At 38.3% G+C, this 25593-nt stretch carries 21 protein-coding genes, 1 tRNA gene and 1 pseudogene; 14 read left to right on the top strand and 9 right to left on the bottom strand.

Annotation, left to right across the window (positions count from 1 at the left end):
* The first annotated feature begins 257 nt into the window (after positions 1-257).
* The 5 genes from mnmG to htpG all read left to right on the top strand — a co-directional run bounded on the left by mnmG (position 258) and on the right by htpG (position 6854).
* A complete protein-coding gene (gene mnmG, locus ACOALF_RS01470; protein ID WP_419241680.1) occupies positions 258-2120 on the top strand; it encodes a tRNA uridine-5-carboxymethylaminomethyl(34) synthesis enzyme MnmG in 1863 nt (620 codons plus the stop codon).
* A 308-nt stretch (positions 2121-2428) separates the two neighbouring features.
* The gene (locus ACOALF_RS01465) at positions 2429-3196 is read left to right on the top strand and encodes a ParA family protein (protein ID WP_419241679.1); all 768 of its coding nucleotides are present in this window, start codon (positions 2429-2431) and stop codon (positions 3194-3196) included.
* Positions 3197-3217: 21 nt separating this feature from the next.
* Positions 3218-4114: a ParB/RepB/Spo0J family partition protein gene (locus tag ACOALF_RS01460; RefSeq protein ID WP_419241678.1), complete on the top strand. Its 897-nt coding sequence runs from the start codon at positions 3218-3220 to the stop codon at positions 4112-4114.
* 3 nt (positions 4115-4117) lie between these two features.
* On the top strand, positions 4118-4750 hold the full coding sequence (locus ACOALF_RS01455; RefSeq protein ID WP_419241677.1) for a DUF5683 domain-containing protein: 633 nt from the start codon (positions 4118-4120) through the stop codon (positions 4748-4750).
* A gap of 289 nt (positions 4751-5039) precedes the next feature.
* Positions 5040-6854: a molecular chaperone HtpG gene (gene htpG, locus ACOALF_RS01450; RefSeq protein ID WP_419241676.1), complete on the top strand. Its 1815-nt coding sequence runs from the start codon at positions 5040-5042 to the stop codon at positions 6852-6854.
* A 332-nt stretch (positions 6855-7186) separates the two neighbouring features.
* Here htpG and ACOALF_RS01445 read toward each other — a convergent pair whose 3' ends face one another.
* Positions 7187-7594: an NUDIX domain-containing protein gene (locus ACOALF_RS01445; protein WP_419241675.1), complete on the bottom strand. Its 408-nt coding sequence runs from the start codon at positions 7592-7594 to the stop codon at positions 7187-7189.
* A 771-nt stretch (positions 7595-8365) separates the two neighbouring features.
* Positions 8366-8968 (bottom strand): annotated as a pseudogene (locus ACOALF_RS01440) (IS256 family transposase); the annotation flags it as partial.
* A gap of 80 nt (positions 8969-9048) precedes the next feature.
* Here ACOALF_RS01440 and ACOALF_RS01435 point away from each other — a divergent pair.
* The gene (locus tag ACOALF_RS01435) at positions 9049-10263 is read left to right on the top strand and encodes an IS256 family transposase (RefSeq protein ID WP_419241131.1); all 1215 of its coding nucleotides are present in this window, start codon (positions 9049-9051) and stop codon (positions 10261-10263) included.
* Positions 10264-10445: 182 nt separating this feature from the next.
* Here the strand turns inward: ACOALF_RS01435 and ACOALF_RS01430 are convergent, their stop codons facing one another.
* Together ACOALF_RS01430 and ACOALF_RS01425 are read right to left on the bottom strand one after the other, a co-directional pair.
* Positions 10446-10916, bottom strand: a complete 471-nt coding sequence (locus ACOALF_RS01430) for a type I restriction enzyme HsdR N-terminal domain-containing protein (protein WP_419241674.1) — start codon at positions 10914-10916, stop codon at positions 10446-10448.
* Between the two features lie 7 nt (positions 10917-10923).
* A complete protein-coding gene (locus tag ACOALF_RS01425; protein WP_419241673.1) occupies positions 10924-11796 on the bottom strand; it encodes a metal ABC transporter permease in 873 nt (290 codons plus the stop codon).
* A 193-nt stretch (positions 11797-11989) separates the two neighbouring features.
* Here ACOALF_RS01425 and tmk point away from each other — a divergent pair, with 193 nt between their 5' ends.
* Together tmk and uppS are read left to right on the top strand one after the other, a co-directional pair.
* Positions 11990-12646: a dTMP kinase gene (gene tmk, locus ACOALF_RS01420; RefSeq protein ID WP_419241672.1), complete on the top strand. Its 657-nt coding sequence runs from the start codon at positions 11990-11992 to the stop codon at positions 12644-12646.
* A 214-nt stretch (positions 12647-12860) separates the two neighbouring features.
* Positions 12861-13775: a polyprenyl diphosphate synthase gene (uppS, locus tag ACOALF_RS01415; RefSeq protein ID WP_419241671.1), complete on the top strand. Its 915-nt coding sequence runs from the start codon at positions 12861-12863 to the stop codon at positions 13773-13775.
* Positions 13776-13805: 30 nt separating this feature from the next.
* On the opposite strand, the gene ACOALF_RS01410 is transcribed toward uppS, so the two are convergent.
* Positions 13806-14543 carry a BPL-N domain-containing protein gene (locus ACOALF_RS01410; RefSeq protein ID WP_419241670.1) on the bottom strand — a complete coding sequence of 246 codons (738 nt, stop codon included), beginning with the start codon at positions 14541-14543 and terminating at the stop codon, positions 13806-13808.
* A gap of 260 nt (positions 14544-14803) precedes the next feature.
* Between ACOALF_RS01410 and ACOALF_RS01405 the strand changes: the two genes are divergently transcribed.
* The 3 genes from ACOALF_RS01405 (at position 14804) to ACOALF_RS01395 (ending at position 19281) form a co-directional block, all read left to right on the top strand.
* Entirely contained in the window at positions 14804-15811 is a 1008-nt protein-coding gene (locus ACOALF_RS01405; protein WP_419241669.1) for a M28 family peptidase, read from the top strand.
* Complete coding sequence (locus ACOALF_RS01400; RefSeq protein ID WP_419241668.1) at positions 15798-17648, top strand: DNA topoisomerase IV subunit B; 1851 nt, start codon at positions 15798-15800, stop codon at positions 17646-17648. Before ACOALF_RS01405 ends, ACOALF_RS01400 begins: the two co-directional genes overlap by 14 nt.
* A gap of 133 nt (positions 17649-17781) precedes the next feature.
* Positions 17782-19281, top strand: a complete 1500-nt coding sequence (locus ACOALF_RS01395; RefSeq protein ID WP_419241667.1) for a sodium:solute symporter family protein — start codon at positions 17782-17784, stop codon at positions 19279-19281.
* A 67-nt stretch (positions 19282-19348) separates the two neighbouring features.
* Here ACOALF_RS01395 and ACOALF_RS01390 read toward each other — a convergent pair.
* A tRNA-Arg gene (locus ACOALF_RS01390) sits at positions 19349-19420 on the bottom strand.
* A 358-nt stretch (positions 19421-19778) separates the two neighbouring features.
* Between ACOALF_RS01390 and ACOALF_RS01385 the strand changes: the two genes are divergently transcribed.
* The gene (locus tag ACOALF_RS01385) at positions 19779-20645 is read left to right on the top strand and encodes a hypothetical protein (protein ID WP_419241666.1); all 867 of its coding nucleotides are present in this window, start codon (positions 19779-19781) and stop codon (positions 20643-20645) included.
* Positions 20646-20905: 260 nt separating this feature from the next.
* Positions 20906-21460, top strand: a complete 555-nt coding sequence (ruvC, locus tag ACOALF_RS01380; protein WP_419241665.1) for a crossover junction endodeoxyribonuclease RuvC — start codon at positions 20906-20908, stop codon at positions 21458-21460.
* Here the strand turns inward: ruvC and ACOALF_RS01375 are convergent.
* Entirely contained in the window at positions 21457-22155 is a 699-nt protein-coding gene (locus ACOALF_RS01375; protein WP_419241664.1) for a hypothetical protein, read from the bottom strand. The genes ruvC and ACOALF_RS01375 overlap by 4 nt on opposite strands.
* A gap of 240 nt (positions 22156-22395) precedes the next feature.
* Between ACOALF_RS01375 and ACOALF_RS01370 the strand changes: the two genes are divergently transcribed.
* Positions 22396-23895, top strand: a complete 1500-nt coding sequence (locus ACOALF_RS01370) for a sodium:solute symporter family protein (protein WP_419241663.1) — start codon at positions 22396-22398, stop codon at positions 23893-23895.
* On the opposite strand, the gene fabV is transcribed toward ACOALF_RS01370, so the two are convergent.
* Together fabV and ACOALF_RS01360 are read right to left on the bottom strand one after the other, a co-directional pair.
* The gene (gene fabV / locus ACOALF_RS01365) at positions 23887-25092 is read right to left on the bottom strand and encodes an enoyl-ACP reductase FabV (RefSeq protein WP_419241662.1); all 1206 of its coding nucleotides are present in this window, start codon (positions 25090-25092) and stop codon (positions 23887-23889) included. The genes ACOALF_RS01370 and fabV overlap by 9 nt on opposite strands.
* Position 25093: 1 nt before the next feature.
* The gene (locus ACOALF_RS01360) at positions 25094-25591 is read right to left on the bottom strand and encodes a bactofilin family protein (protein WP_419241661.1); all 498 of its coding nucleotides are present in this window, start codon (positions 25589-25591) and stop codon (positions 25094-25096) included.
* Positions 25592-25593 lie beyond the last annotated feature (2 nt).

Here is a 25593-nt window from a genome sequence, read left to right as displayed (position 1 = left end):
ACTCTACTGACGAGCTGTTGTTCAGCGGATCAGAAAAACAGCTCGTTTCATTATTTTTACTGTGTGCCAACTTTTTATTTCCGGCCATCGGCGGTGGAGTATGCGAACAATCCATTTGCATCTCTGTATTAGATTAGCTTTTCCTTAAGTTGACGCCATTGGATGAACAGATACTTTATCCTTTTTTGACCCCTTTGGTGATAGATCTTCTTTTTATGCCTAATGGGGTGTTTCACGTGAAACATGTTTTCAGTTTTATGTTACTTGAATATGATATTATTGTAGTAGGTGGTGGCCATGCGGGTTGTGAAGCGGCTACAGCTGCTTCTAAACTAGGCGCTAAGGTTTTGCTGATTACCATGAGCTTACAGACGATTGGTCAAATGTCCTGTAATCCAGCCATGGGAGGCATTGCCAAAGGGCAACTTATTCGGGAAATAGATGCTTTAGGGGGCTTTTCTGGTATTATAGCAGATCAATCAGCAATTCAGTTTAGAATGTTAAATACCTCAAAAGGGCCAGCGATGTGGAGCCCGCGCACACAAAATGATCGAAGGTTGTTCTCAGAGTGTTGGAGAAGGGCGCTTGAATCATTGCCCAATCTAGATTTCTGGCAAGATATGGTTATATCCTTGCTTATAGAAGAGGGCAGGGTGAAGGGGGTGCAAACCGCACTGGGCATTACCATAAAGAGCCAAGCGGTTATTTTAACCAATGGGACCTTTTTAAATGGTATGATCCATATTGGTGCAAAAAAAATAGCTGGAGGCCGTTCTGCAGAAAGGGCTGCCACAGGTATTACTGAACAGCTTCAAAAGCTGGGATTTCAGACGGGAAGAATGAAAACAGGTACTTCTCCTCGTATAGATGGCAGAACATTGGCTTACGACAGAATGGAAGCACAGCCAGGAGATCCTTTGCCAGGCAGTTTTTCATTTTTAACCAAAGAGCCACTTAAGCAGCAAAAAAATTGTTACATTACCTATACCAATCCAACAGTACACAACCTTATTAAGGATAATTTGGCAGATGTTCCCATTTATAATGGTCAAATTCAAAGCACGGGCCCACGTTATTGTCCTTCTATAGAAGACAAGGTAGATAGATTTGCAGACAAAGAGCGCCATCAAATTTTTGTGGAACCAGAAGGTTGGCATACGATTCAGGTTTATGTAAATGGATTGTCTACTTCACTGCCAGAAGCCATTCAATTAAAGATGTTAAGGGCTATAGTTGGTTTTGAGCAAGCAAAAATGATTTGTCCTGGCTATGCGATTGAATATGATTATTTCCCTCCTACACAGTTGTACTATACACTAGAAACCCAACTGATTGAGCATCTCTATTTTGCAGGGCAAATCAATGGAACTACTGGTTATGAAGAAGCTGCTTGCCAGGGCCTAATGGCGGGGATTAATGCCTGCAGAAAGATTAATGCACTCAGTCCAGTGGTATTCAAAAGATCTGAGGCCTATATTGGGGTTTTAATAGATGATTTAGTGGGAAAAGGGACAGAAGAGCCCTATCGAATGTTTGCTTCACGGGCTGAATTTCGTATTTTACTCAGGCAAGACAATGCAGACCTGCGTTTAACAGAATGGGGGCATGCAATAGGGCTGGCTGATGAAGAACGGCTTCAAAAAGTATTGAAAAAGAAAGAAGAGATGGTTTCTATCTTTGATTTTTTTAAAAAATGGAAGATAGCACCAGAAATGATCTGTCCAATTTTAGCAGCATCAGGTGCAGCCTTAACAGATGAAACCCAATCTGCGCATGCACTTTTAAAAAGGCCAGAAATTGGTTTGAATGACCTGCTTGCATTAGACCAACAGCAAGCAAATGCCTTAGCTGCCTATACACAAGAGGCGCTTCAACAAGTGGGTATCCAGATTAAATACGAAAGTTATTTTCTAAAAGAAAAAGAACTTGTAGAAAAAATGGAACGATTAGAGCACTATACCATTCCAGATGATTTTGATTATACAAAGCTAAAGGCACTCTCTACAGAAGCATTAGAAAAACTTCAAAAGAAGAGACCAGCTACCCTAGGGCAAGCCTCTCGCATTAGTGGTGTGCGTCCAGCTGATATTTCTATATTAATCGTCTATTTAGGAAGGTAGCCAGGTTATGTGCAACATAGATGATGCTTACTACCTGGCCAAATCATCGTAACTTTTTTGATATTTTTTTATTTTTTTCATAGATTGGAAGATCAGCACAACATATAATATGGTAATTATAAGATAATAAGGTCCTTATGGCTTTACCTATTACTTTTTTAGTCTTTTTCTAGTATTAGTTTTATTTTGTTTACTTGATTTTTATTTTTTAGTTGCTGATTTCCCTACTATAATCGGGAAATAGGAAAACAGGGATTTGAGCGTAATCTGATCATTTGTAAAATTTATGCGAGCAAATCGCAGTGTTTATGGGAAAAATCGTAGCAATTGTAAATCAGAAAGGCGGCGTTGGCAAAACTACCACTGCTATAAATCTAGCAGCAAGTCTTGCTATATTAGAAAAGAATACCCTTCTTATTGACATTGATCCACAGGCAAATGCAACTTCCGGAGTAGGTATTAAACCAGAAGAGGTGGAATACAGCATTTACGAATGCATTGTCGAAGCTGTAGATCCTAAACTATTGATTCAACCAACCAGTATCCCTAATCTGGATCTTTTGCCCTCTCATATTAACCTAGTTGGTGCAGAAGTAGAAATGGTCAACTTTAAGAATAGGGAAGGGCGCATCAGAGAAGCCCTAAAGCCCATAACGTCTACTTACGACTACATTATAGTGGACTGCGCCCCCTCCTTAGGCTTGATTACCATCAATGCACTTACTGCTGCAGATTCTTTAATTATACCGGTCCAGTGTGAATACTTTGCCCTAGAAGGGTTAGGGAAGCTATTGAATACAACTAAAATTATCCAATCCCGTTTAAATCCCAATCTAGAAATAGAGGGCATATTAATGACCATGTATGATGCACGGCTTCGTTTGGCCAATCAGATTGTAGCAGAGGTCAAAAAACATTTTCAGAGTATGGTCTTTGCAACCATTATTCCAAGAAATATTAAGTTAAGTGAAGCACCAAGCTTTGGTATGCCAGCCATTATTTATGATTCAGATAGTAAAGGAGCCGTTAGTTATCTTAGCCTTGCTGAAGAAATTACGAGTAGCGCTAAGAAGTAATATATAATAAAATATTAAATTATGCAGCCTACAAAAGGAAATCGCGTTCTAGGTAGAGGGCTAAGTGCGCTCTTGCAGGGCGCACATGGAGAAGCATCTTCTGATGCTGCTGAGCGTTTTTTTAAAATGATTAAGACTGCATCCATTGCGATTAATCCTTTTCAACCTCGGCAAGACTTTAACCAAGAAACGCTAAATGAGCTAAGCGCATCCATAAAATTACATGGCATTATACAACCGCTTACGGTTCGTAAAGTAGGCAATCAGACCTACCAGTTAATCGCTGGTGAACGGCGCTTGCGTGCAGCTAAATTAGCAGGCTTAGAAGAGGTGCCAACCTATATACGTACCACTGATGATCTCCATGTATTAGAGGTAGCACTTATTGAAAACATACAGCGCGAGGCATTAAACGCAATCGAAATTGCGTTGAGTTACCAACGTTTGCTAACAGACTGTAAATTAACGCAAGAAGCATTAGCAGAACGGGTTGGAAAAGATAGAACTACGGTTAATAATTACCTGCGGTTGCTGAAATTGCCTCCTGATATTCAAATTGCGCTTCGGGATCAAAAAATATCTATGGGCCATGCACGGGCGCTGATTAATCTTCAGACGCCAGAAATACAGCTAAGCGTATTAAAAAAAATTCTAGAAGGGACCCTTTCTGTACGAGCAGTAGAAAAACTCGTGCAAGATTTATCTGTTACCAGCCAACTGAAAAAGCCAACTGTTAAAACACACTTTAATCCTTCTTTTAAAGCAAAGCTCAAAAATACAACTACGCAATTAACCCAGCAATTTAACACAAAAGTAATTATAAAAGCAGATGCACAAAAGCAAGGTGAAATTAAAATTTCATTTGATTCTGAAGAAGAACTAGCTAGAATTCTCTCCATCATCTCAAATACAAAATAAGCTATGAAGGTGCACTATCGTTTCTTTTTAATGGTGATGGGTTTTTTACACTTTACCTACCTTGGCCAGGCCAAGGTTACGTGGCCAAGTAGGCCAATTATACGCAATGTTACGAATCAATCACCCAGCGGGTTGCATTTTGTACGAGATGACTATAATCATTTATCTTCTAGTAAGGTAGACGAAGCAGAATTGCTGCGTAAAACCATGCGTACACAAGCGCTGATACAGCGTGCTTGGATTAGTTCCATGGTTTTTCCTGGCCTGGGGCAAGTGTATAATAAGGATTATTGGAAAGTGCCTTGCCTCTATTTGGGGTTTGCTTTAGTAGGCTATAGAATCTATTCAGAGCACCAAGAAATGAACAGATATAAATGTATTTCGCTTAAGAATCAAAATGATAATGATAATGAGAAACTAAATCCTGCATACGTTGACAAACGTATTAAGGAATGTGCACGTACACGCAACTTATTTATTATCATTGCAGCCGCTTGGTGCCTATTGAATGTATTTGATGCCTATGCAGGAGGACATGACAAAACAGTTAATTTTAAAGATGATATTCAAACAAACTTAACGTCAAAAGCCACTAATGTGCTGCAAGCAGCTCCTCCTACTCAGTCAAATCGCTAGGCCTGCTTTTAATAGACCGCTTGCATAATCTATTGCTAATGGTCATTTTGGTGTCGAAACTTGTCTATACGCTTTAAATTAGTAGGGCTATATACAAACAAAAAGAAAAAACACGTCTTAGAAAGAGTCCAAAATAAATAACTTTTTACCTCTAGATTTAAGAAAATACCCTCTATTGGCATGATTTTTGTGGCATTGTCAATTGTTGGGTTGGCTATTGTGGATACTTGGCCAAGCCTAAGGTTACAATAGCGTACAATATAGATTTAACCATAAATTACTATTAACGATGAACGAAAAAGGAACCATATCGGTACATACTGAGCATATATTTCCGATTATTAAAAAATTTCTTTATTCCGATCAGGATATTTTCTTAAGAGAATTAGTGGCGAATGGTGTTGATGCGGTTCAAAAGCTTAAAAAGCTAGCCGCTATGGGCCTCTATGAGGGTACTACAGATGGGTTACAAGTAGAGGTGCTGCTTGACACATCAGCCAAAACACTTACCATTAAAGATGGTGGATTAGGCATGACAGCTGATGAAATCAAGCAGTATATCAACCAAATTGCTTTTTCCGGTGCTGCTGCATTTGTAGAAAAATATAAAGAACAAGTAGATCAACATCAGCTCATTGGCTTTTTTGGTTTGGGCTTTTACTCAGCTTTTATGGTAGCCAAAAAAGTTGAAATTATTACCAAATCGTATCAAGCAGATGCCCAAGCAACCCATTGGAGCTGTGATGGCAGCACCAACTTCGAAATACATCCTACCGAAAAAAGTGAAGTAGGTACAGAAGTTATATTACATCTTGCAGAAGATGCCGAAGAATTCCTGCAGCAAGAACGTATTCATGCCATTTTAGATAAACATTGCCGCTTTTTACCGATAGAAATCGTTTTTGATAAAAAAGTAATCAATGATACCATGCCACTATGGATCAAGCGGCCAGCAGATCTACAATCCGAAGACTATCTTACATTTTATAAAACGCTCTATCCTTTTGCAGAAGAGCCTCTTTTCTGGATTCATTTGAGCATTGATTACCCATTTACGTTAACAGGCATACTCTATTTTCCTAAAGCAGCCAACTACTTTGAGCAAAAAGAAACCATTCAGCTTTATGCAAGGCAGGTATTTATTACCAACGATGTAAAAGAGGTTATTCCAGACTTTTTACGCTTATTACATGGTATTATTGATTCACCTGATATACCACTTAACGTCTCCAGAAGCGCTTTACAAGCAGACAGCAACGTTAAAAAAATTAATACCTATATTGCCAAAAAGGTAGCAGAAAAGTTAGAAACACTTTTCGGGCAAGATCGTAAAGCTTACGAGGACAAATGGAATGATATCTCTCTTTTCATCAAGTATGGTATGATCACCGATCCTAAGTTTGATGAAAGAATCAGAGACATCGTACTATTGCAAAATACAGCTGGCCACTACCATACCATCGCTGAGTATAAAGATGTCGTAACCAAAAATCAAACGGACAAGCACGGTAACTTAGTTGTGCTCTACACAACAGATCCTAAAAAACAGGCGACCTATTTACAAGCAGCACAACAAAAAGGATATGATGTATTGCTGTTGAACAGTCAGATTGATACAAATTTTATTAATTTTCTTGAATATAAACTAGATAAGGTCAAGTTTAAAGGCATTGACACCGATACCATTGGTAATCTCATTGAACAAGAAACGACCATTGCGCATAGTCTGACAGAAGCAGAAAGAGAAAGGTTAAAATCTATTTACGAAAAAATGATTGGCGCTGAGCAAACTACTTGGGATGTAGCGGCCATGTTACCAGAGGAGCTACCTGTCTCCTTTATAACCTCCGAGGATTTGAAGCGTATGGCGCAATTTACACAAGGCAATGCGGCCAAACAAAATACTTTTCAGTCGATGCATATAGCGATTAACGGGAACCACGCTTTGGCTAAAAAAATCCTCACTACCAGTGATGAAGCAGCACAAAAAGGATTGGTAGAACAGGCCTATCAATTGGCCCTACTGGCGCAAGGTCTTCTAGAAGGCGAATTACTGGCTGCGTTTATAAGAGGTTATACAGATCGCTTACTAGATGCATCGTGAGCTAATAGCTAAGGTGTTTTTTTTGATTTCGATAAAAAAATACTAAATTTGTTAGGACAAGCCGATACGGCTAGCTCCTACTGAATCCTCCAGGTCTGGAAAGAAGCAAAGGTAAAGTGGTTGTAGCAGCGCGATACTCGGCTTGTTCTTTAAACCCGAAATTAGACTTATTAGAATGAGCTAAAACTAGGTAACATATCCGCGTCTTGTATTTTAAAAGCATAGCTGATATAAGATTAAACCGACAACCTGAAAGCCTATTTTTATTAACTGTAAGGTTAGATCTTGATTACTACATATTACCTTATCGCGTTTCTGATCCTTGATAAACGTTAATACCAAGATTTAACCATTTTCCTGTTTTTAAAAAAGCTGGTACAACATGGATGTCTTGCAAGGGCTTCAATATCAAAAAATTGATAGGTTTTAACCGGGCCATCTTGATCTAACCAATCTTTAGGAAGCTCATCTACAACTATTTCTGCAGTAAAGTAGACTTCTATCTTATGTACACTATATTTTTTATCAAAAAATTCTGCAACATAGACAATCTGGTTTGGTTTAACATCAATTCCAGTTTCTTCCTTTACTTCTCTTACCATACACTCTGAAAGCATTTCACTTGGGTTTAAGTGCCCACCAGGTGTATACCAAAGCTTATAATCATTGCTGACAAGTAACAATTGCCTGTTTTTTACTATTAGCGCTCTAGCTGTTACTTGTAAAGTATAATCTTTCATTTTGTTATGTTTGTTTATATAATTTCAATGCTAAGCACCTATTAGATCCATTATGTGATAAAGCATACTATAGAATCATTCCCATCTATTTATAATAAATAAACCATGCGTTATGGTTTATATGCTTCAATTATAATTACATTACAGATTTTAATTTTACCAGGAATGAATCTCGTTTCAATGCATCATAGAAAAACGTTCTTAACGTAAACGTATACGCATTACCATCTATATCCTTTACACAAAGATTGTGCTCGACCGTGCATAAACTATCACATGAAACCCATTTAAAGTCATCTTTCTCTCTATAAGTGTCCGTATTTTGCGGATTGGCTGCCTTACATAATACATCAGCAGGCTAAAAATTATGGGTCTTGACTAGCAAAACTATATTCGTTTTGCTAGTACAAGACCCTAAAAAAATATACTCCTTAAGTTGACGCCATTGTGTGAGGGAAACAGATCCTTGGGATACTAGCATTGAGACACTAGAGCACCATGTTCTGATCCTTGATAAACATCAAGACCAAAATTTAATTACTTCCCTGTCTTTAAAAAGGCTGGTACAACATGGATGTCTTGCAAGGCTTCAACATCAAAAAATTGATAAGTTTTAACCGGGCCATCTTGATCTAACCAATCTTTAGGAAGCTTGTCTACACATATTTCAGCAGAAAAATAGACCTCGACCTTATGTGCATTGTACTTTTTATCAAAAAATTCTGCAACATTAGACAGAGCCTGTAAATTATTTTGTGTAAGTGCCGTTTTTTAGGAGAATCTTCCCTCAAATTCGATAGCGAATCGATTCAGAGCCGCTCTCCAATCATGTAAAGACATAGTCCACTTTTGTGATGCCTTCTGTATGGCTAAATATACTACTTTTAATGCAGATTGGTCATTAGGAAAAATTTTACGGTTATTGATAGATTTTCTAATAACGCTATTGAGTGATTCAATGGCATTGGTCGTATAAATAATTTTTCGTATTTCATCAGGATAGTCAAAAATAGTTATAATGTTGCTCCAATTTTTATGCCATGAACGACTAATAGCTGGATATTTTTTATCCCATTTTTCACTAAAAATAAGAAGTGCTTCTTCCGCTTGCTCAAGAGAAATAGCGCGATAAATAACTTTAAGATCCGATGCGACGGACTTCATGTCCTTATAGGGTACATAACGTAACGAATTACGAATAAGATGAACAATGCATAACTGAATTTTGGTTTTTGGAAATACTGTATTAATAGCATCTGGAAATCCGGTTAATCCATCAACACAAGCAATAAAAATATCCTTAATGCCACGATTATTTAACTCAGTTAATACTGAGAGCCAAAATTTTGCACCTTCGGTTTCTGCTATCCAGAGTTTGTAAATAAAATTGTGTAAATGCTTATTATTAACTAATCTAACGGATTAAATCGTTAGTTATAAATGAGTCATAAGCAATGGAACAACAACAAATAAATATAGATCCAAATCTACTAAATGAATTGTCGAAGTCTATTAAGAGTGAAAAAGATTTAGCTATTCTCAGCAAGCAACTATTAAAAATCACGGTAGAACGTGCTATGGATGCAGAATTAGAGGATCATCTTGGCTATGAAAAGCATGCTATAGAAGGCAGGAACACGGGAAATAGCCGTAATGGTTACTCTCCTAAGCGATTAAAGGGTGATTTTGGCGAAATGGAAATTAATACGCCACGTGACCGAAACAGCACGTTCGATCCTCAAATCATTCGCAAAGGGCAAACTCGCTTCACTGAATTTGATGAACAAATTTTGGCTCTTTATGCTAGAGGGATGACTACCAGAGATATTTCAGATACATTCAAAGAGCTGTATGGTACAGAGGTATCACACAGTTTAATTTCGAAAGTAACTGAATCTGTTATTGAGGAGATTACTGTTTGGCAGAATCGTCCATTAGAAACAGTATATCCCATATTGTATTTAGATTGTATCGTTATCAAGTGTCATCAAGATAAACGCGTAATCAACAAATCAATTTATTTGGCATTAGCCATTAATTGTCAAGGGCAAAAAGAATTACTTGGTTTGTGGATAGCAGAAACCGAAGGTGCAAAATTTTGGCTCTCAGTATTAACTGAGTTAAATAATCGTGGCATTAAGGATATTTTTATTGCTTGTGTTGATGGATTAACCGGATTTCCAGATGCTATTAATACAGTATTTCCAAAAACCAAAATTCAGTTATGCATTGTTCATCTTATTCGTAATTCGTTACGTTATGTACCCTATAAGGACATGAAGTCCGTCGCATCGGATCTTAAAGTTATTTATCGCGCTATTTCTCTTGAGCAAGCGGAAGAAGCACTTCTTATTTTTAGTGAAAAATGGGATAAAAAATATCCAGCTATTAGTCGTTCATGGCATAAAAATTGGAGCAACATTATAACTATTTTTGACTATCCTGATGAAATACGAAAAATTATTTATACGACCAATGCCATTGAATCACTCAATAGCGTTATTAGAAAATCTATCAATAACCGTAAAATTTTTCCTAATGACCAATCTGCATTAAAAGTAGTATATTTAGCCATACAGAAGGCATCACAAAAGTGGACTATGTCTTTACATGATTGGAGAGCGGCTCTGAATCGATTCGCTATCGAATTTGAGGGAAGATTCTCCTAAAAAACGGCACTTACACAAAATAATTTACAGGCTCAAATTTTACTCTTAAACTTTAGGCTTATATATTTCCCTAAACTTGCTTTTTATGCCTATTACAGTTTCCGTTACTTAACGGCGTTAACTTAAGGGGTAGTAGTTGCAAGGTCATCTAACAGCCATTAACTTAGTGGTTCGCCTAGCCATCAGCAGACTAGCGAACTACTATCGATGCCTTGATAGGTTGGAATATAGCTTATAGCCCGAAATTGGTTTAAAGTTGCTTCCCACTGCCAACAAAAATGGTTTATGCCATTGGTTACTACTAAATGATCGACCATAAGTTGCCGATTGTATTGCATCATTTGCCCTAAGGTTTCATTGGTCAGTGTGATGTAAGGTGCTTTACATTCTACCATCATTTTGGCCACACCAGATTTATTGCAGATGATAATATCAGGCCTATAATACCTGTCTGCTGTATATATTCTTTTCTCCAAACAACACAACCCCTTGGGATATGCAAGATGATCAATCAAATAATGCAACATATGTTGACGCACCCATTCTTCTGGCGTAAGTAAGACATATTTTTTACGCACCAGGTCTAAAATATAGGTTTTATCTAATGCTTGTTTGATTTTAAAATCAAAAGCAGGCAACGTAAGCGGCATCATACACAATCTATTCTATCGATTTCTTTCTAAATACCCGATAAGCCCAAGCAATAAGAAAAGAAAAATAGGCTGTAAGTGACATAATAAGTACAATCCAAGGCCCAGTAGGCATAGAAGGGATTATATAAGAAATAAAAGTTCCTGATAATGAAGAAAAAAAAGCAATCAATGCAGCCAAAATCATAATATAGGAAATATTAGCCGTCCAGAACCGTGCAGTAGTAGCTGGCGTAATGAGCATAGCACTCATCAACACTACACCTACCGCCCTTATGCCAATTACAATGGCCAGCACCATTAAACTGGTAAATAAAAAATCCATCCTTTTCACAGGAAGCCCTATAGATTTGGCAAAAAGACGATCAAAAGCAATGACCATAAACTCTTTAAAAAACAAGCATAAAACTAAAATGATAATACCACTCAACCACAATAATACAACCACATCCGCTCTGAGTAGCGTTGCAGCACTACCCAATAAAAAAGATTTTAGCCCTCCTTGACTTGCTTGACCACTATGTTGCAGCATAGATAGCAAAAAGCTACCAAAGCCAAAAGCTACAGAAGCCACAATAGCAATCGCCGCATCTTGTTTTATTTTTGAATGAGCGGTTATTGCATCAATCGCCATCGAGGCCAACCAACCTGTAATAAAAGCAGCTATAATTAGCCAAATAGAACTTTTTTCGCCCGTTAGAAAAAAAGCCAAACAAGTGCCAGGAAGTACGGCATGTGCAACTGCATCACTGATTAAAGTCTTTCTTTTTAGCAGGGCAAATACACCAATCATAGCGCTACTCGTACTCAGCAAGATGGTTCCCAACAGGACGTTTCGGACGTTTGGATCAGAAAAAGAAAAAAAATCTTGAATAGCGCTCATCACTTATAAACCATGCTTGTACTACTTTATAACTGAATGGTCGGAGTGCAATATACCTAATTTTAAGGAAAACTTAACTTTTTAATCGGTAGTGGATTTATTTGTATTTTTAGGTGGTAGACATAGCCTTTTTTCGAGTAGCATTTCGAAAGAAGGTCAATTGTTTTTTTAGCCTTAATCGCAAAACAAGTGTATGGAAAATTTCACAAACCCTAAACAACCTGGCCGGTTTATTTTAGTTATTGAAGGCGTAGACTTTTCTGGGAAGACGACATTAGCCCACCACATCCAATCTATCTTAACAGAGCAATCTTACCGTGTAAAGTTGCTACATGATCCCAAAGGGAGTAAAAATGCGCAAGCGATTTGGCAAACCATCTTAACCATTAAGCAAGCGCATGCGCACCCTATTACAGAATTTTTTCTTTTTTTAGCAGCACGCCATGAACTGATCTATAAAGAAGCATTGGTAGATGACGTAGATGTGGTTATCTTTGACCGGTTTATTTTTTCTACCATAGCCTATCAACTCACTCATCAACCTGATTATTGGGCGCCTTTTTTAACTACCCATCGTATTTTTTCTGGTTTAATGCCCGATCTATGTATATACTGCGATATAGATTTTGCTACCTTCCAACGGCGCAACCAGAACAGAAGTGAACAAGATATGTTTGATCAAATGTCCCAAAAACGCTTTGAAGCCATTCAAGAAGCTTACCAACAAGCCTTTCAACTAAAAATATGCCCTTATTTACAGATCAAGCAAGAGGATGGAAATACCCCTGAGTTAATCAAAGATATTATAGCCCATATGGCCATCCACCGGCCACATGTACTACCAACCTAAGCCTTCTTCTTACCCTGATCCGTAGCTATGGAAAACCAGATGGCAATATCTATCCACGCTCTTTTTGATCCTTATTATAATTTTTGTTAAATTTGGTTTTGTATCCTCACCAGTAGTGAGGTCCTGCCTCTGTACTTTATTTTCTAGCTGTGTTAGATGGTGTGGTTGTAAGATAAAAAAGTATTTATACCAGATGCATAACCCGTTTTCCATAATGACAGACAAAAAACACACACGCTCCTTTATTGCAGCGATTGTCTATAAGAAGCTCTTTACAATTGGCCTATTGCTATTGATGCTATTGTCCAGCCATACCTCTTTTTCCAATACATATGAGCTAAACAAATCGCCTAGCTTGCAAAAAAAACCAAAACATATTGCCATTATTATGGATGGCAACGGAAGATGGGGCAAAAAAGCAAAAGGCGACCGATCTTATGGACATAAAAGTGCAAAAAAAGCTGTAAATGAAGCAATAACTGGATGTTTAGAGCAAGGCATTTCCCATTTAACCCTCTATGCTTTTTCCACTGAAAACTGGAGCCGACCAGAGCAAGAAGTAAAAACTATTTTTAGCGTGATAGCTGAAAGCCTTTCTGAGAATATCCACCTTTTTACTGAGCATAACATTAAATTTCGTGTAGTTGGGGATAAAGAAGGGATACCTAGTTTTTGCTGGGATAAATTGAAAGAGGTGATAGCACTTACAAAGGACAACACGGCGTTGCACTTAACGGTTGCCATTAACTACGGAGGGCAAGCAGAAGCAGTAGCTGCTTCCGAGGCTATTGTGAATGAATTCTTAGATAAAATTGTTAAGGAATTTTTAAAAAAAGGTTTTAATGAGCGTTCTCGTTTTAAACATTTTATAAAGTTTGCCCATGATTATCGCGCCAAGATTACGCCAGATATCTATAAAAAATATTTAAATACAAGCCAGTTACCCGATATTGACCTACTGATACGCACAGGTGGAAAAAAACGCATAAGTAATTTTTTACCCTGGCAATCTGCTTATTCAGAGCTGTACTTTACAGACTTATATTGGCCAGATTTCAAAAAAGAAAATCTAATGGAAGCTTTAATCTTCTTCCAAGATCAAAAGAGGAATTTCGGTGCCGTTCCATAAAAAAATAACCTAGTCGATAAAAAACAAGCATTATGCAATCGATAATAGTGCCAATATATATTTGGACAGTTTAATTCTTGCTTCGTTATAGTCCTTTAAAGTCTTCCGAATCTGTTTAAGCGCTGCTTCTTGCATCATGTTAGGATCATACTCCAGATGAATACCACTTAAAACTACATTTCCAAGCCCATAATGGCACTGGATGATAGCTGCTTGGGCAAGAGGGTTATTGGTATACCTAGCTAAAACTACTGTATCGGCCACGTTTTCTGCATTAACAAAGTAACCACCCCCATTATAATAGAGATAACAATCTTTTTCCTCTTGGCTATAGGTGGTTATAACCCGTGCAGCAGATGCTCCTTTATGTGACCCATAATAATAAGGGGCCAATACAGGACCTTTTACTATACCTTGAAATAAACCAAGCCCTCTAGGGCCTACTACTTCAATAGAGGTCGCTTGCGCAAAGATTAGATAGGTGCCACTATAATAACTACCTGCACAGATGCCAAGAAAGTTGCCTCCACTTGACAGATAATCTTGGATCTGCTGATCGCCTTTACCTTGTAAACTTTTTACATAATAGAGGTCTCTGCCCCCCGGTAGAATCAATAAACGTGTGCCTTTAAGTCCACTTCCGTCTATAATCTCCAGCGCAGAAATATACCCCACTCGGTAATCTTTAGGGAGATGAAGCTTGCAGCTATATAAACAATGTTGTACGCTCTCTTTAGAAACCCCTATGTCATTATAAATTTTTATCACGTTCAAATCAATCGATATAGCAATAGATCAAATTGGATCATACACATTTAGCATAAATTTGTTGTAGCAAAAACAATATTATCTTTATCTTATAAGCTATATAAAGATCCATTTTATGCACTCAATTGGCTAGAAGTTTTATGATTTTATCTAAAAGTAAGATGTATGGCAAGTATATTTTTTATTTTGCCACATTATTAATGGGGTCTAGCGGCATTATTTTGAGAGCGCACACTACTAATACCATAACAACCATACCTATGCAACCATATGAGACACTAAACAAGCATCTAAAACAGCATATAACCTATTTATCAAAAACCATTGGTCCACGAAATATAGAGAACGAAGCATGCTATGCAAAGCTATGTCAAGCTGCTCAATATATTATTAACACCCTTAAGGATATTGGCTACCAGCCAAATATAACTACATATACCGCAACATATGACCATAAAAACTTTGAAGTCCAAAATATAGAAGTAGCCATTCCAGACAGTATAGATCTGCCTAACGATAGGGATACAAGCAATAGCGCACCTACTGAATCTATTGTAATTGGCGCACACTATGATACCGTTTTTGGAAGTCCAGGCGCAGACGACAATGGCTCTGGTATTGCTGTTTTAATAGAAATAGCCAGGCATATGTATCATCTATATACGCAGTCCAATGATAAGCTAAAAATGAAACGTACTATAAAATTAGTTGCTTTCCCCAATGAAGAGTCCCCTTATAGTCTAGATCAGCAAGGAAAATCTTTCGGAAACAATATGGGCAGTGTACAATATGCCAAGCGGGCAAAAGAAAAAGGTGAGTCTATTATAGGTATGATATCGCTTGAAAGTATAGGTTATTTCTCTAATGAAGAGGATAGCCAAATGTATCCTTGGTATTTGAAATGGTTAAAATATCTTTATGGAAATCAAGGGAATTTTCTAACGATAATTGGCGACTTAAAGTCAAGATCATTTCAAAAGGAATGGATGTCATGTTATCACAAAACAAGCCCTAAACCATTTTCTATCCATCGTATCGCTTTACCTGGATGCTTGCGACTTGTTTACCGGTCTGATCATGGAGCGTTTTCGATGGAAGGGTTTCCTGCTTTTATGATTACCGATACAGCTAATTTTAGGAATCCTAATTACCATAAAACAACGGATACACCAGAAACCATAAACTTTAGCCATTTTACAGAAGTGGCTCAAAGATTGATTGCAACTGTGCCTCATCTTGCATTTGATATGCCCTATGACCATTCCTAATTATACAGAAGCGAATATCCGCTCTTTAGCTTGGCAAGAACACCTCCGGCTCCGTCCGGGTATGTATATTGGGAAATTGGGGGACGGTAGTCTCCCCGATGACGGCATCTATATACTGATCAAAGAGGTTATTGACAATAGTGTAGATGAATTTGTAATGGGCTATGGAAAAAAAATTGAAATAAAAATAACAGACGACCATCAGGTTTCTGTGCGCGACTTTGGGAGGGGTATTCCATTAGGCAAATTAGTAGACTGTGTGGCCAAGATTAATACAGGCGGTAAATATGACAGCCAAGCTTTTCAAAAGTCTGTAGGGTTAAATGGAGTGGGTATAAAAGCCGTTAATGCACTTTCGGAATATTGCAAAGTGCAATCTTTTCGAGATGGATTCAGCAAATCAGCGATTTTTTCTGCTGGTGTGTTGTTAGAAGAATCGGAAATCCTGGCCACCAATGCGCCAAATGGCACCCATGTTATATTCAAACCAGATGCAGTTATCTTCCAGCAATTTGCCTTTGTACCCGAATATATAGAAGAACAGATTGCCCATTACACCTTTTTAAACACAGGGCTTGTTTTTAACCTAAATGGTAAGAAGTACCATTCTCGGGGTGGACTTTTGGATTTATTGCAAGCTAAAACAGCAGCTGAAAGCCATACGTATCCGATTATCCATTTAAAAAAACAGGATATTGAACTAGCACTCACCCATCACCATACACTTTCCGCCGAAGTCTATTATACCATTGTGAATGGACAGTTTACCCCTCAAGGAGGCGCCCATTTAAATGGTTTAAAAGAAGCCATTGTACAAACCCTACGTTCCTTTTATAAAAAAGAGTTTGATGCCGCAGATATCCGGGGGGGGGTAATAGCTGCACTTTCCATTAAGGTGCAAGAACCTATTTTTGAATCCCAAACCAAAACAAAACTGGGCTCACAACAGATGGCTCCTGAAGGCCCCACCATCCGCAGTTTTATAATTGCTTTTATCAAAAGTGAATTAGACAACTTTTTACATAAAAATCCATCTATAGCTGAGCTATTACAAAAACGCATCCTTCAGTCTGAACGTGAGCGCAGAGAAATAGCTGGTATTAAAAAACTAGCCCATGAAAAAACCAAAAAAGCCAATCTGCATAATAAAAAACTAAAAGACTGTCATATCCATTTTAATTCCAAACATGCCCATCGCATGGATAGTACCATTTTCATTACAGAAGGGAATTCTGCCAGTGGTTCTATTACCAAATCTCGTAATGTGGCCACACAAGCTGTATTTTCATTGCGGGGAAAGCCACTAAACTGCTTTGGACAATCTAAAAAACTGGTTTATGAAAATGAGGAGTTTAATTTATTGCAGCATGCTTTAAACATTGCCAATGGACCAGATGGATTGCGTTACAATAAAATTGTAGTTGCTACAGATGCAGATGTAGATGGCATGCACATCCGGTTGCTTATCTTGACCTATTTTTTACAATTTTTTCCCGAACTAGTCTATAGTGGCCATCTTTATATATTGGAAACTCCTCTTTTTAGGGTACGCAATAGAAAAACCACCCATTATTGCTATAACGAACAAGAAAAAGAGGAAGCCATAAAGTCCCTGGGTGCGCACCCAGAAATTACCCGTTTTAAAGGACTAGGCGAGATATCTCCTGATGAATTTGCCTATTTCATAGGCGCAGCCATGCGGCTGGTGCCTGTAACACCAGCTACCAATAGCGCCTTAGAAGATTTACTCGCTTTTTATATGGGCAAAAATACCCCAGAACGGCGGAGTTTTATTATTAATAATCTTAAAATAGAAGAAAACTTAGTGGCAATGTAGAAAATAGTGCCCTTTTGCTTGTCATCGTTTTGGAGTAGCTGTTCCATATGGTTTAATGGATACCAATCAATTATTTTTACTACATTGATGCAGTAACAGTTGCTAACAAACGTTATCAAACTTTGATTGGTCTATGACGCTGTATAACATTCCCCTTCTAATGGTATTGTCCTTTTTGGGACTCACCCTAGTGGTAGGCCTTTACGGTACCCGAAAGGCCATTACATTTCGTGAATATGCAGTGGGTAATAAGCGGTTTCAAACGACTACCTTAGTGATTACAACATTGGCTACAGCTTTTGGAGGCGGAGTGCTGATGCGTGAGTTACCGTGTATCTATGAGCTCGGTATGCATCACATAGCCTATTTACTTATATGTGTAACAAATGGCTATGTAATCAGTCTACTGGGGCTTCGTATGGGGCCATTTATGGCGCACCTTTCTATTGCAGAGACCATAGGCAGCGTATATGGTAAGTGCCCAAGGGTTATTGCCGCTGTATTAGGCATCTGTTTCTCTATTGGCGTAGTGGCTATTCAAATCAATGTAATGTCCTTGGCCATTGGCATGTGTATAGATTCGATTGACCCGCGTATCGTGACCATTCCAGCCACTTTAATCCTTATTGCCTATTCTATGTTTGGGGGTGTGCGTGCTGTTACGGTTACTGATGTATTACAATTTATAACCATTACGATTATTCTTCCCCTTATTGTTAAATTTGTATTTGTACAAATAGACAAATCGTTTTTAGAAGTTGCATTGCTTATACAAAAGCAAGAAAAATTTCAATTGCGTAATCTTTTCCAATTTGATCAAAAACTATTGAAGGCTTTTTTGGATGGCCTGTGGTATGCATTTTTTCTATCTCCTCCAATCATACAGAAAGCCTATATGGCTTCTGGTCCGATTCAAGCCCACAAGGTTTTCTTGCGTCTAACAAACTTTAATATTATGATATTGGTGTGTGTTACATTCATTAGCCTATTTGTTTTTGTAGGAGCGCCAGCACTACCGGCAACAGCCATTTGGCCATACATCCTAGCTGATATGTTGCCTGCTTATAAAGGATGCGTGGTCGTTGGTTTAGTAGGGATGGCCATGTCCGCAGCTGATTCTAGTTTACACACAGCTTCTATTATCGTCAGCCATGATATAGTGGAAACCATTCGAGGTGTAAAAGGCGTTTCCTATGCGCACCAGCTTCAACTGGCTAAATGCGCTACCCTAGCGCTTGGCCTATTAGCTATGATCATAACGATTTACTATCCTGATCTATTTGCATTAAGTAATTTCGCGCTTACCTTTCTTATACCCTTTTTTGTAATTGCAGTAACCCCGCCTTTTATCTTAGCTGTTTTTGGTTTTCGAGGTAGCACGCGTACCGTTTTGATTGGCATAACGGTAGGTATATTGGTCTATTTTTATTCGGAACGGTGGATTGAACCCGATATAGGCATATCTTTTAGGTTTTTTTCATTGGTAGCCAATGGAATTTCTATGATCGCTGCGCACTATCTACTGCCACAATCGGCTGATAAGGGATGGATTGGGTGCAACCATCAACAAAAAAGAATGCAACGACTGATACGGGCCTTTAAAAAATATAAAAAAAGTATAGACTTAGAGTAAGGAATGGACATTCCTCTTGATGTTTAATCAATCGAAAATCAGCCGAAAACAATACAATTGGATAAAGTGGTCTCGGCAGGAATCGAACCTGCATCAAAAGTTTAGGAAACTTCTATTCTATCCGTTGAACTACGAAACCAGTTTTTCACTAATTTAGGTGATTGTTGACTTTTTTTCAACTATATAATGCATGATCGGCAGCATCTGGCCCTTCTCAAAAGCTTTGAATGGAATAATGGGTTATGGGATCTTTATGCCCTATAAAATAGTCTTCTGTCATTATTATGCTCATTAAGCAATAATACTTAAAAGAAGTTGCTTTAGAATTTATTTTTTTACCTGATTTATAATTCATTTTGTTAGGAATTTTATGTATTGTTTTGTAGGATTATAAGGAAGTACAAGCATATCTCTCAGACCTATTAGGTCTTATGAAGGTTGTTTTTTTGTCTTTATGAAAACCAAGCAGACGCTAGATTATGAAATGCATTAAAACGATGCTGCTTGGTGGAGGTTATATCATATCACTTAATACAGATACTATGAAAATGAAATATAAACAATATAGCGCAAGCCTATTGATCGGACTATTAAGCTTTAATACTTTATCTTCCTGTGTAAACACAAGACACGTGTTAGGCGGAAAGGGTGATTCTGTCAAACTGTTAAGCGTGGTGCCTTTGTCTGATACAGAAAAAAATACTAAAGACGAAATTATTGCTCAAGATATCAGCCAAGAAAAAAAGGGTTGGACCAGAAAACAAAAAGTCGTAGGATGGACCGTGTTTGGTGGTCTTTTTATTGTTGGTGCTGGTACTATTGCTAGTCTTGGTGCTGATCCTTTTAGTGCTGATGCTAATAGTACGATTGGTCTGCTTAATAGCGAAATTGGACCGATGAGTCTAAATAATAGTACTGGAATACGTAAAGGTTGGGTGAACAATTTAAATAGTGCGTTATCCGATCAACAAAGTCTCGAATTCCTACGCGATCCACATTATTACGACAAAAAAAATAATATTAAACCCAATAAATATGTTAAAGGAGCCTACATAAAAAAAGTAGCGCATAGAATGTCACAGAAGGGGTTTAATGCAAATATGCTGAAACGCTGGTGCGATAAGGAAGCGTTAGATTTAAATATGGTAGATTCTGCAGGTAAAACATTGCTTATGATGCTGATATCAAATTATGATGACTTAAATGAGAAAGACCTATTCGATCGTGTTAAGATTTTGCTAGACACAGGTAAAATAAATGTGAATCAAATGAATGGCGGTTATTTTACTGCTACTGACTATGTGCCAGCTAAATATCATAAGCTTAAAAACTTATTAAAGCAGTACAGTAACCAGCAAGACTAAAAGATCTCAATGATAATACAGTAACTGGTTTTTAAGAACATTTTAATAGGCAGTTTTTCCCATTGCATCAAGTTAAATCAGCTTTCGGCCGCCGATAAAAAATTTGGCACACAGTAAAATAATGCACTGAAAGTGCCAAATTTTTTATCGGCGGCCGAAAGCGATGGGCATAGGAATCGCTTAAAGTTGATGCCATTGGCTCAATACATATTATATTTGGTAAGTCAGTACGGGCCTATCTATCTAAACCAAACCAACCTATGCGTGGAAGAATTATTCTAGGGCTAGATCCTGGAAGTGTAATTATGGGCTTTGGTATTATTCAAGAAGCAGCAACAGGCAATGCTATAAAATTAATAGAACATGGTGTTTTTCAATTAAAAAAATATAAAGGACATATGTTGCGGATGCGACATATCTATTTACATATGATCGAATTGCTTCAAAAGCATGCACCTGATGAAGTAGCGATCGAATCGATTTTCTATGGGACCAATGTGCAATCTATGCTTAAGCTAGGCAGGGCACAAGGGGTAGCGATTGCAGCAGCTTTAGCTTGCGAGATACCTGTTACAGAATATGCACCACGTAGGATCAAACAAGCAGTTACAGGAAATGGAAATGCCTCAAAGGAACAAGTTGCTACTATGGTGGGCCACCTACTGGGCATATCCGCTCTGTCGAACTTTCTAGATGCCTCAGATGCGCTAGCAGTGGCTTTATGCCATAGCCAACAACGTTTATCTGCTACAGCTAAGGCCAAAAGCTGGGCGCAATTTGTAGCAGCCCACCCGAATCGCAAGCTATCCTCTTAAGTTTTCCTATAAAAACTAAGTGCATAACTCATCTTACGCGTTACTTTATCGTAATAGCCATCTTCATGCTTACAACATTCATTACAATGGTTTTTTTGCGTACAATCAAGACATATAGACTTATGTTTTACTAAGCAGTTATCACAACCTTCGTTGTTGCAAAAATGAGTGTTGAAATGCTCTCTAACAAGTGTAATAGCAGCTTTGTACACATGCCCACATTGAAAACATTCATAACTTCCCCGCCTAAGTCCTGGTAAACCTTTCTCGCAGTATTTATATTTTTCCTTTTTTTCGGTACTATAAGTCTGCCCTCCTCCTAGCAATCCCATCCTGCCCACATAAATGATTCGGCCATTAGACGTCGGCATAATATCGATTAGCCTGCTTTGCTGCTCCGTACTACAAGCGGCTAGTGTTGCGAGCGAAAACCTTGGTTCAAAATAGACAGGTAATTGCACCTCATGACTAAAACCTAAGGGTAGTTTTTCATGCACCATAGCTACCCTATGCCCATCTGATTCTGAAAAAGAAACCAAATGCCCCTTTAATGTGGTAAAGACTTGGTGCACACCAGGCGTTTGAGCATATTGCCCAATATATTGTACCAGATCTCTAGCATGATTGCCCATTTTGTGTGCATTAACACAGCTATTTAGGGCTAGTAATAGTATTATATGTAATATACCCATCATAAAACTGATTTAAAATATTAAAAAATAAAATCATCCATTGCATTGCTTTAATGAATAAGATATTAATGAATATATTTTATACATGCAATATATTATGGCCTAATGTATTGCATGCATAAAGCTTAATGATGCAAATTTTATTTGCATTTTAATTATTTATTTCCATAGACATCAATCAATTATTTTTGTTACATTGCCATGTGCAAGTAAATGGTATCAAATTTTGATCTAGATAAATCTATGCGATTATACACCACCACCTTTTTAATGGTATTGGCTTTTTTGTTGTTGACCCTAGTGGTAGGCCTTTATGTGAGCCAAAAGCCTACTACGTTTCGAACGTATGCTGTGGGGAACAAGCGGTTTCATACAACTACCTTGGTGGTTACAATATTGGCTACGGTTTTTGGAGGAGGAGCTTTGATGCGTGAATTGCCGAATGTCCATGAATTGGGCATCCATCGCATAGTATTTTTATGTGCCAGGCCAGTGTCTTTTTGGATCATGAGTCTACTAGGATTGCGTATGGGGCCATTTATGGAGCACCTTTCTGTTGCAGAGACGATAGGTAGTGTATATGGTAAGTATCCAAGAATTATTGCTGCGCTATTAGGTATCTGTTTTTCTCTTGGTATTGTATCTATTCAGATCAATGTAATGTCCTCTGCTATTACCATGTGTATAGACTCAATTGACCCTCGTATGGTTACTATACTGGCCACTTTAATCCTGATTACCTATTCTATTTTTGGGGGTGTTCGTGCGATTACCATTACGGATATATTACAATTTGCGACCTTTACTATTATTATTCCCCTTATTATTAAGCTTGTATTTCTAAAAACAGATCAATCCTTTTTAGGCGTTGTATCGCTTTTACAAAAGCAAGAAAAATTTCAACTCAGTAAGCTATTCCATTTTGATAAAAAACTAATGAAACTTGTTTTTGATGATCTATCTATTGTATTTATGCTAACCCCCTCGGTGCTACAGAGGGCCTATATGGCTTCTGGTCCGATTCAAGTCTACAAGGCTTTCTTGCGTGTAACGCTTTTTAGTTTTATCATATTTGGCGCAATTGTATTAATTGCGCTGCTTGTTTTTATAGGGAATCCAACGCTATCCGCAACAGAGATTTGGCCATATATCTTGGCTGATATATCACCTGTTTACAAAGGATGTGTGCTGATTTGTTTATTGGGGATGACCATGTCCACAGCTGATTCCAGTTTACATGCTGCTGCTATTATGGTTAGCCATGATATGGTCGAAAGCATTCGCGGTATAAAAGTAGCTTCCTATTTGTGCCAGCTTCGGGTGGCTAAAATAACTACACTAGTGGTTGGCCTATTGGCTATGATCGTAACGGTTTATTATCCTGATTTATTCGAATTAACTAGTTTTGTCTTTACCTTCTTTTTCTCTTTTTTTGTAGGATCCGTAATCCCTCTTTTCATCTTAGCTGTTTTTGGTTTTCGCGGTAGCACGCATACAGCTTTGATTGGAATGGGTATAGCTGTACTGGTTGATTTTTCTTTGGAACAGTATCTTAAGCCTAAAATAGGCATATGCTTTGCTTTTTTTCCATTGATAGCCAATTTTTTGGCTATGATGGTGGCCCATTATCTGCTGCCACAACCCGCTGGTAAAGGGTGGATTGGGCACAGCCGTCAACAGAAAAGAATGCAGCAGCTGATACAGGCATTTAAAAAATATAAAAAAAGCATAGACTTAGAGTAAAGACGGGATCGGAACCGCTGCGATCTGCGGTTGGTTGTAATCAATTCCTTCTACTTCGAAACCAAATAATTTGTAGAATGCATGACGGTATCCTGCAAAGTCAGTGATGGTAGCTACATTTTCATCATGCACCTTTGGCCAAAGCGCTGCAACGGCTTGTTGCACATCTTCCCGCATCTCCCAATCATCTATACGAATGAGGCCTTGCGCATCTACCAACACGGTACCATTTGGTCTATACAAACGATCTGAATAGAGTCTGTATATTTGTTCTATGCATCCTTCGTGTAACTTTTTTTCTTTCATGATCTTGTACAGCAATGAAATGTAAAGCGGTACTACTGGTATGGCTGCGCTTGCCTGGGTAACCAAAGCTTTATTTACAGAAATCAAAGCTTTCCCATTAATGGCATGCAGCCGCTGCGTGAGTATTTTGCTCGCGGCTACTAAATCTTTTTTGGCTGCGCCAATGGTTCCTTGTGAATAGATTGGATCGGTTAGCGTAGGTCCAATATAAGAATAAGCTACGGTTTGTGCAGCTTGAGCCAGTAGCTTTTCCTTTAATAAAGCCTCTATCCACATCATCCAGTCTTCACCGCCCATAACCGCAACGGTATCTGCTATCTCTTTAGCTGTTGCAGGCTCAATGCAAACATCCGAGAGCTGACCACTCATTATATCAATCGTTTTGTTGCGATAGGGCGCCCCAATAGGTTGCAAAGTGGATTGAAAAGAGATTCCAGTTTGGGGATGGATGCGACGTGGGGAAGCTAGACTATAGATAACCAAATCTACTGACCCGCCCCAATCCTGTTTTATTAACGCAGTGGCTTTTTGTTTTATAGCGTCCGAAAAGGCATCGCCATTTATACTTTTCGCATAAAGCCCCGCTTGATGTGCGGCTTGCTCAAAGGCAGCTGTATGGTACCAACCCGCAGAGGCTGTTCGTTTATCGTCAGCTGCGCGCTCAAAAAAGATGCCAATGGTCTGTGCTTTAGCGCCAAAAGCGGCCACTATTCTACTAGCTAGGCCATAACCCGTAGATGCACCTATAATCAGCACTTTTTTAGGCCCAGATGCAATCGGAGGCTGGCTGGTTACAAATTTGATTTGTTCGTGCACATTTTTGGCGCAGCCTGCTGGATGCGCTGTAGTGCATATGTATCCACGTACTTTTGGTTCTATTAGCCTATTCATGTTAAGGAGTTATGGATTGGTTTGAAAAAGTAGGTGAAATGATTTTTTCTGATTTATTCGTTTGGTAATCAGCGGTTTTATCTTTATAAGGTAGCGCAGTTTCAGCAGCAAAAGCGTCATCTGGCTTATGTTCATGTATTGCTTTATGCTCCTTACCCATTTTACATTTTCCATCAAAACAAGCACCTTCTTCAAAAACCAATTTGTTGGCTACAATATCGCCCCATACGGTTGCGGTTGACTTCAGCACAAGCAACTCTACCACTTCTATGATGCCTTTTACCTCCCCACCAATTTCAGCATTGTGTGCTGCAATATTGCCTTCTATCTGAGCAGTATGGCTCAGCACTACTTTTGCTTTTGTTTTGATGGCGCCCGTTACCTTTCCCTCTATACGCAAATTGCCTGTAGTGGTTATATTGCCTTCTAAATGAGACCCCTGACCTATGATGTTGCTAATGGTTACAGGGTTTGTACTCTTTATTTTGTTATTGAACATTT

The sequence above is a fragment of the Cardinium endosymbiont of Nabis limbatus genome (genome assembly GCF_965196625.1).
Taxonomy (GTDB): Bacteria; Bacteroidota; Bacteroidia; order Cytophagales; family Amoebophilaceae; genus Cardinium.
This window is presented reverse-complemented; position numbering and strand designations above follow the sequence as displayed.

What these genes read in the sequence shown, in the direction of transcription:
- ACOALF_RS01455 (WP_419241677.1), top strand. Translation starts at nt 4,118, where the DNA reads ATGAAGGTGCACTATCGTTTCTTTTTAATGGTGATGGGTTTTTTACAC.
- ACOALF_RS01465 (WP_419241679.1), top strand. Translation starts at nt 2,429, where the DNA reads ATGGGAAAAATCGTAGCAATTGTAAATCAGAAAGGCGGCGTTGGCAAA.
- uppS (WP_419241671.1), top strand. Translation starts at nt 12,861, where the DNA reads ATGACAGACAAAAAACACACACGCTCCTTTATTGCAGCGATTGTCTAT.
- ACOALF_RS01430 (WP_419241674.1), bottom strand. Translation starts at nt 10,916, where the DNA reads ATGATGCCGCTTACGTTGCCTGCTTTTGATTTTAAAATCAAACAAGCA.
- ACOALF_RS01395 (WP_419241667.1), top strand. Translation starts at nt 17,782, where the DNA reads ATGACGCTGTATAACATTCCCCTTCTAATGGTATTGTCCTTTTTGGGA.
- ACOALF_RS01400 (WP_419241668.1), top strand. Translation starts at nt 15,798, where the DNA reads ATGACCATTCCTAATTATACAGAAGCGAATATCCGCTCTTTAGCTTGG.
- mnmG (WP_419241680.1), top strand. Translation starts at nt 258, where the DNA reads ATGTTACTTGAATATGATATTATTGTAGTAGGTGGTGGCCATGCGGGT.
- ACOALF_RS01460 (WP_419241678.1), top strand. Translation starts at nt 3,218, where the DNA reads ATGCAGCCTACAAAAGGAAATCGCGTTCTAGGTAGAGGGCTAAGTGCG.
- htpG (WP_419241676.1), top strand. Translation starts at nt 5,040, where the DNA reads ATGAACGAAAAAGGAACCATATCGGTACATACTGAGCATATATTTCCG.
- ACOALF_RS01370 (WP_419241663.1), top strand. Translation starts at nt 22,396, where the DNA reads ATGCGATTATACACCACCACCTTTTTAATGGTATTGGCTTTTTTGTTG.
- ACOALF_RS01405 (WP_419241669.1), top strand. Translation starts at nt 14,804, where the DNA reads ATGCAACCATATGAGACACTAAACAAGCATCTAAAACAGCATATAACC.
- ACOALF_RS01435 (WP_419241131.1), top strand. Translation starts at nt 9,049, where the DNA reads ATGGAACAACAACAAATAAATATAGATCCAAATCTACTAAATGAATTG.
- ACOALF_RS01385 (WP_419241666.1), top strand. Translation starts at nt 19,779, where the DNA reads ATGCTGCTTGGTGGAGGTTATATCATATCACTTAATACAGATACTATG.
- tmk (WP_419241672.1), top strand. Translation starts at nt 11,990, where the DNA reads ATGGAAAATTTCACAAACCCTAAACAACCTGGCCGGTTTATTTTAGTT.
- fabV (WP_419241662.1), bottom strand. Translation starts at nt 25,092, where the DNA reads ATGAATAGGCTAATAGAACCAAAAGTACGTGGATACATATGCACTACA.
- ACOALF_RS01445 (WP_419241675.1), bottom strand. Translation starts at nt 7,594, where the DNA reads ATGAAAGATTATACTTTACAAGTAACAGCTAGAGCGCTAATAGTAAAA.
- ACOALF_RS01360 (WP_419241661.1), bottom strand. Translation starts at nt 25,591, where the DNA reads ATGTTCAATAACAAAATAAAGAGTACAAACCCTGTAACCATTAGCAAC.
- ACOALF_RS01425 (WP_419241673.1), bottom strand. Translation starts at nt 11,796, where the DNA reads ATGAGCGCTATTCAAGATTTTTTTTCTTTTTCTGATCCAAACGTCCGA.
- ruvC (WP_419241665.1), top strand. Translation starts at nt 20,906, where the DNA reads ATGCGTGGAAGAATTATTCTAGGGCTAGATCCTGGAAGTGTAATTATG.
- ACOALF_RS01375 (WP_419241664.1), bottom strand. Translation starts at nt 22,155, where the DNA reads ATGATGGGTATATTACATATAATACTATTACTAGCCCTAAATAGCTGT.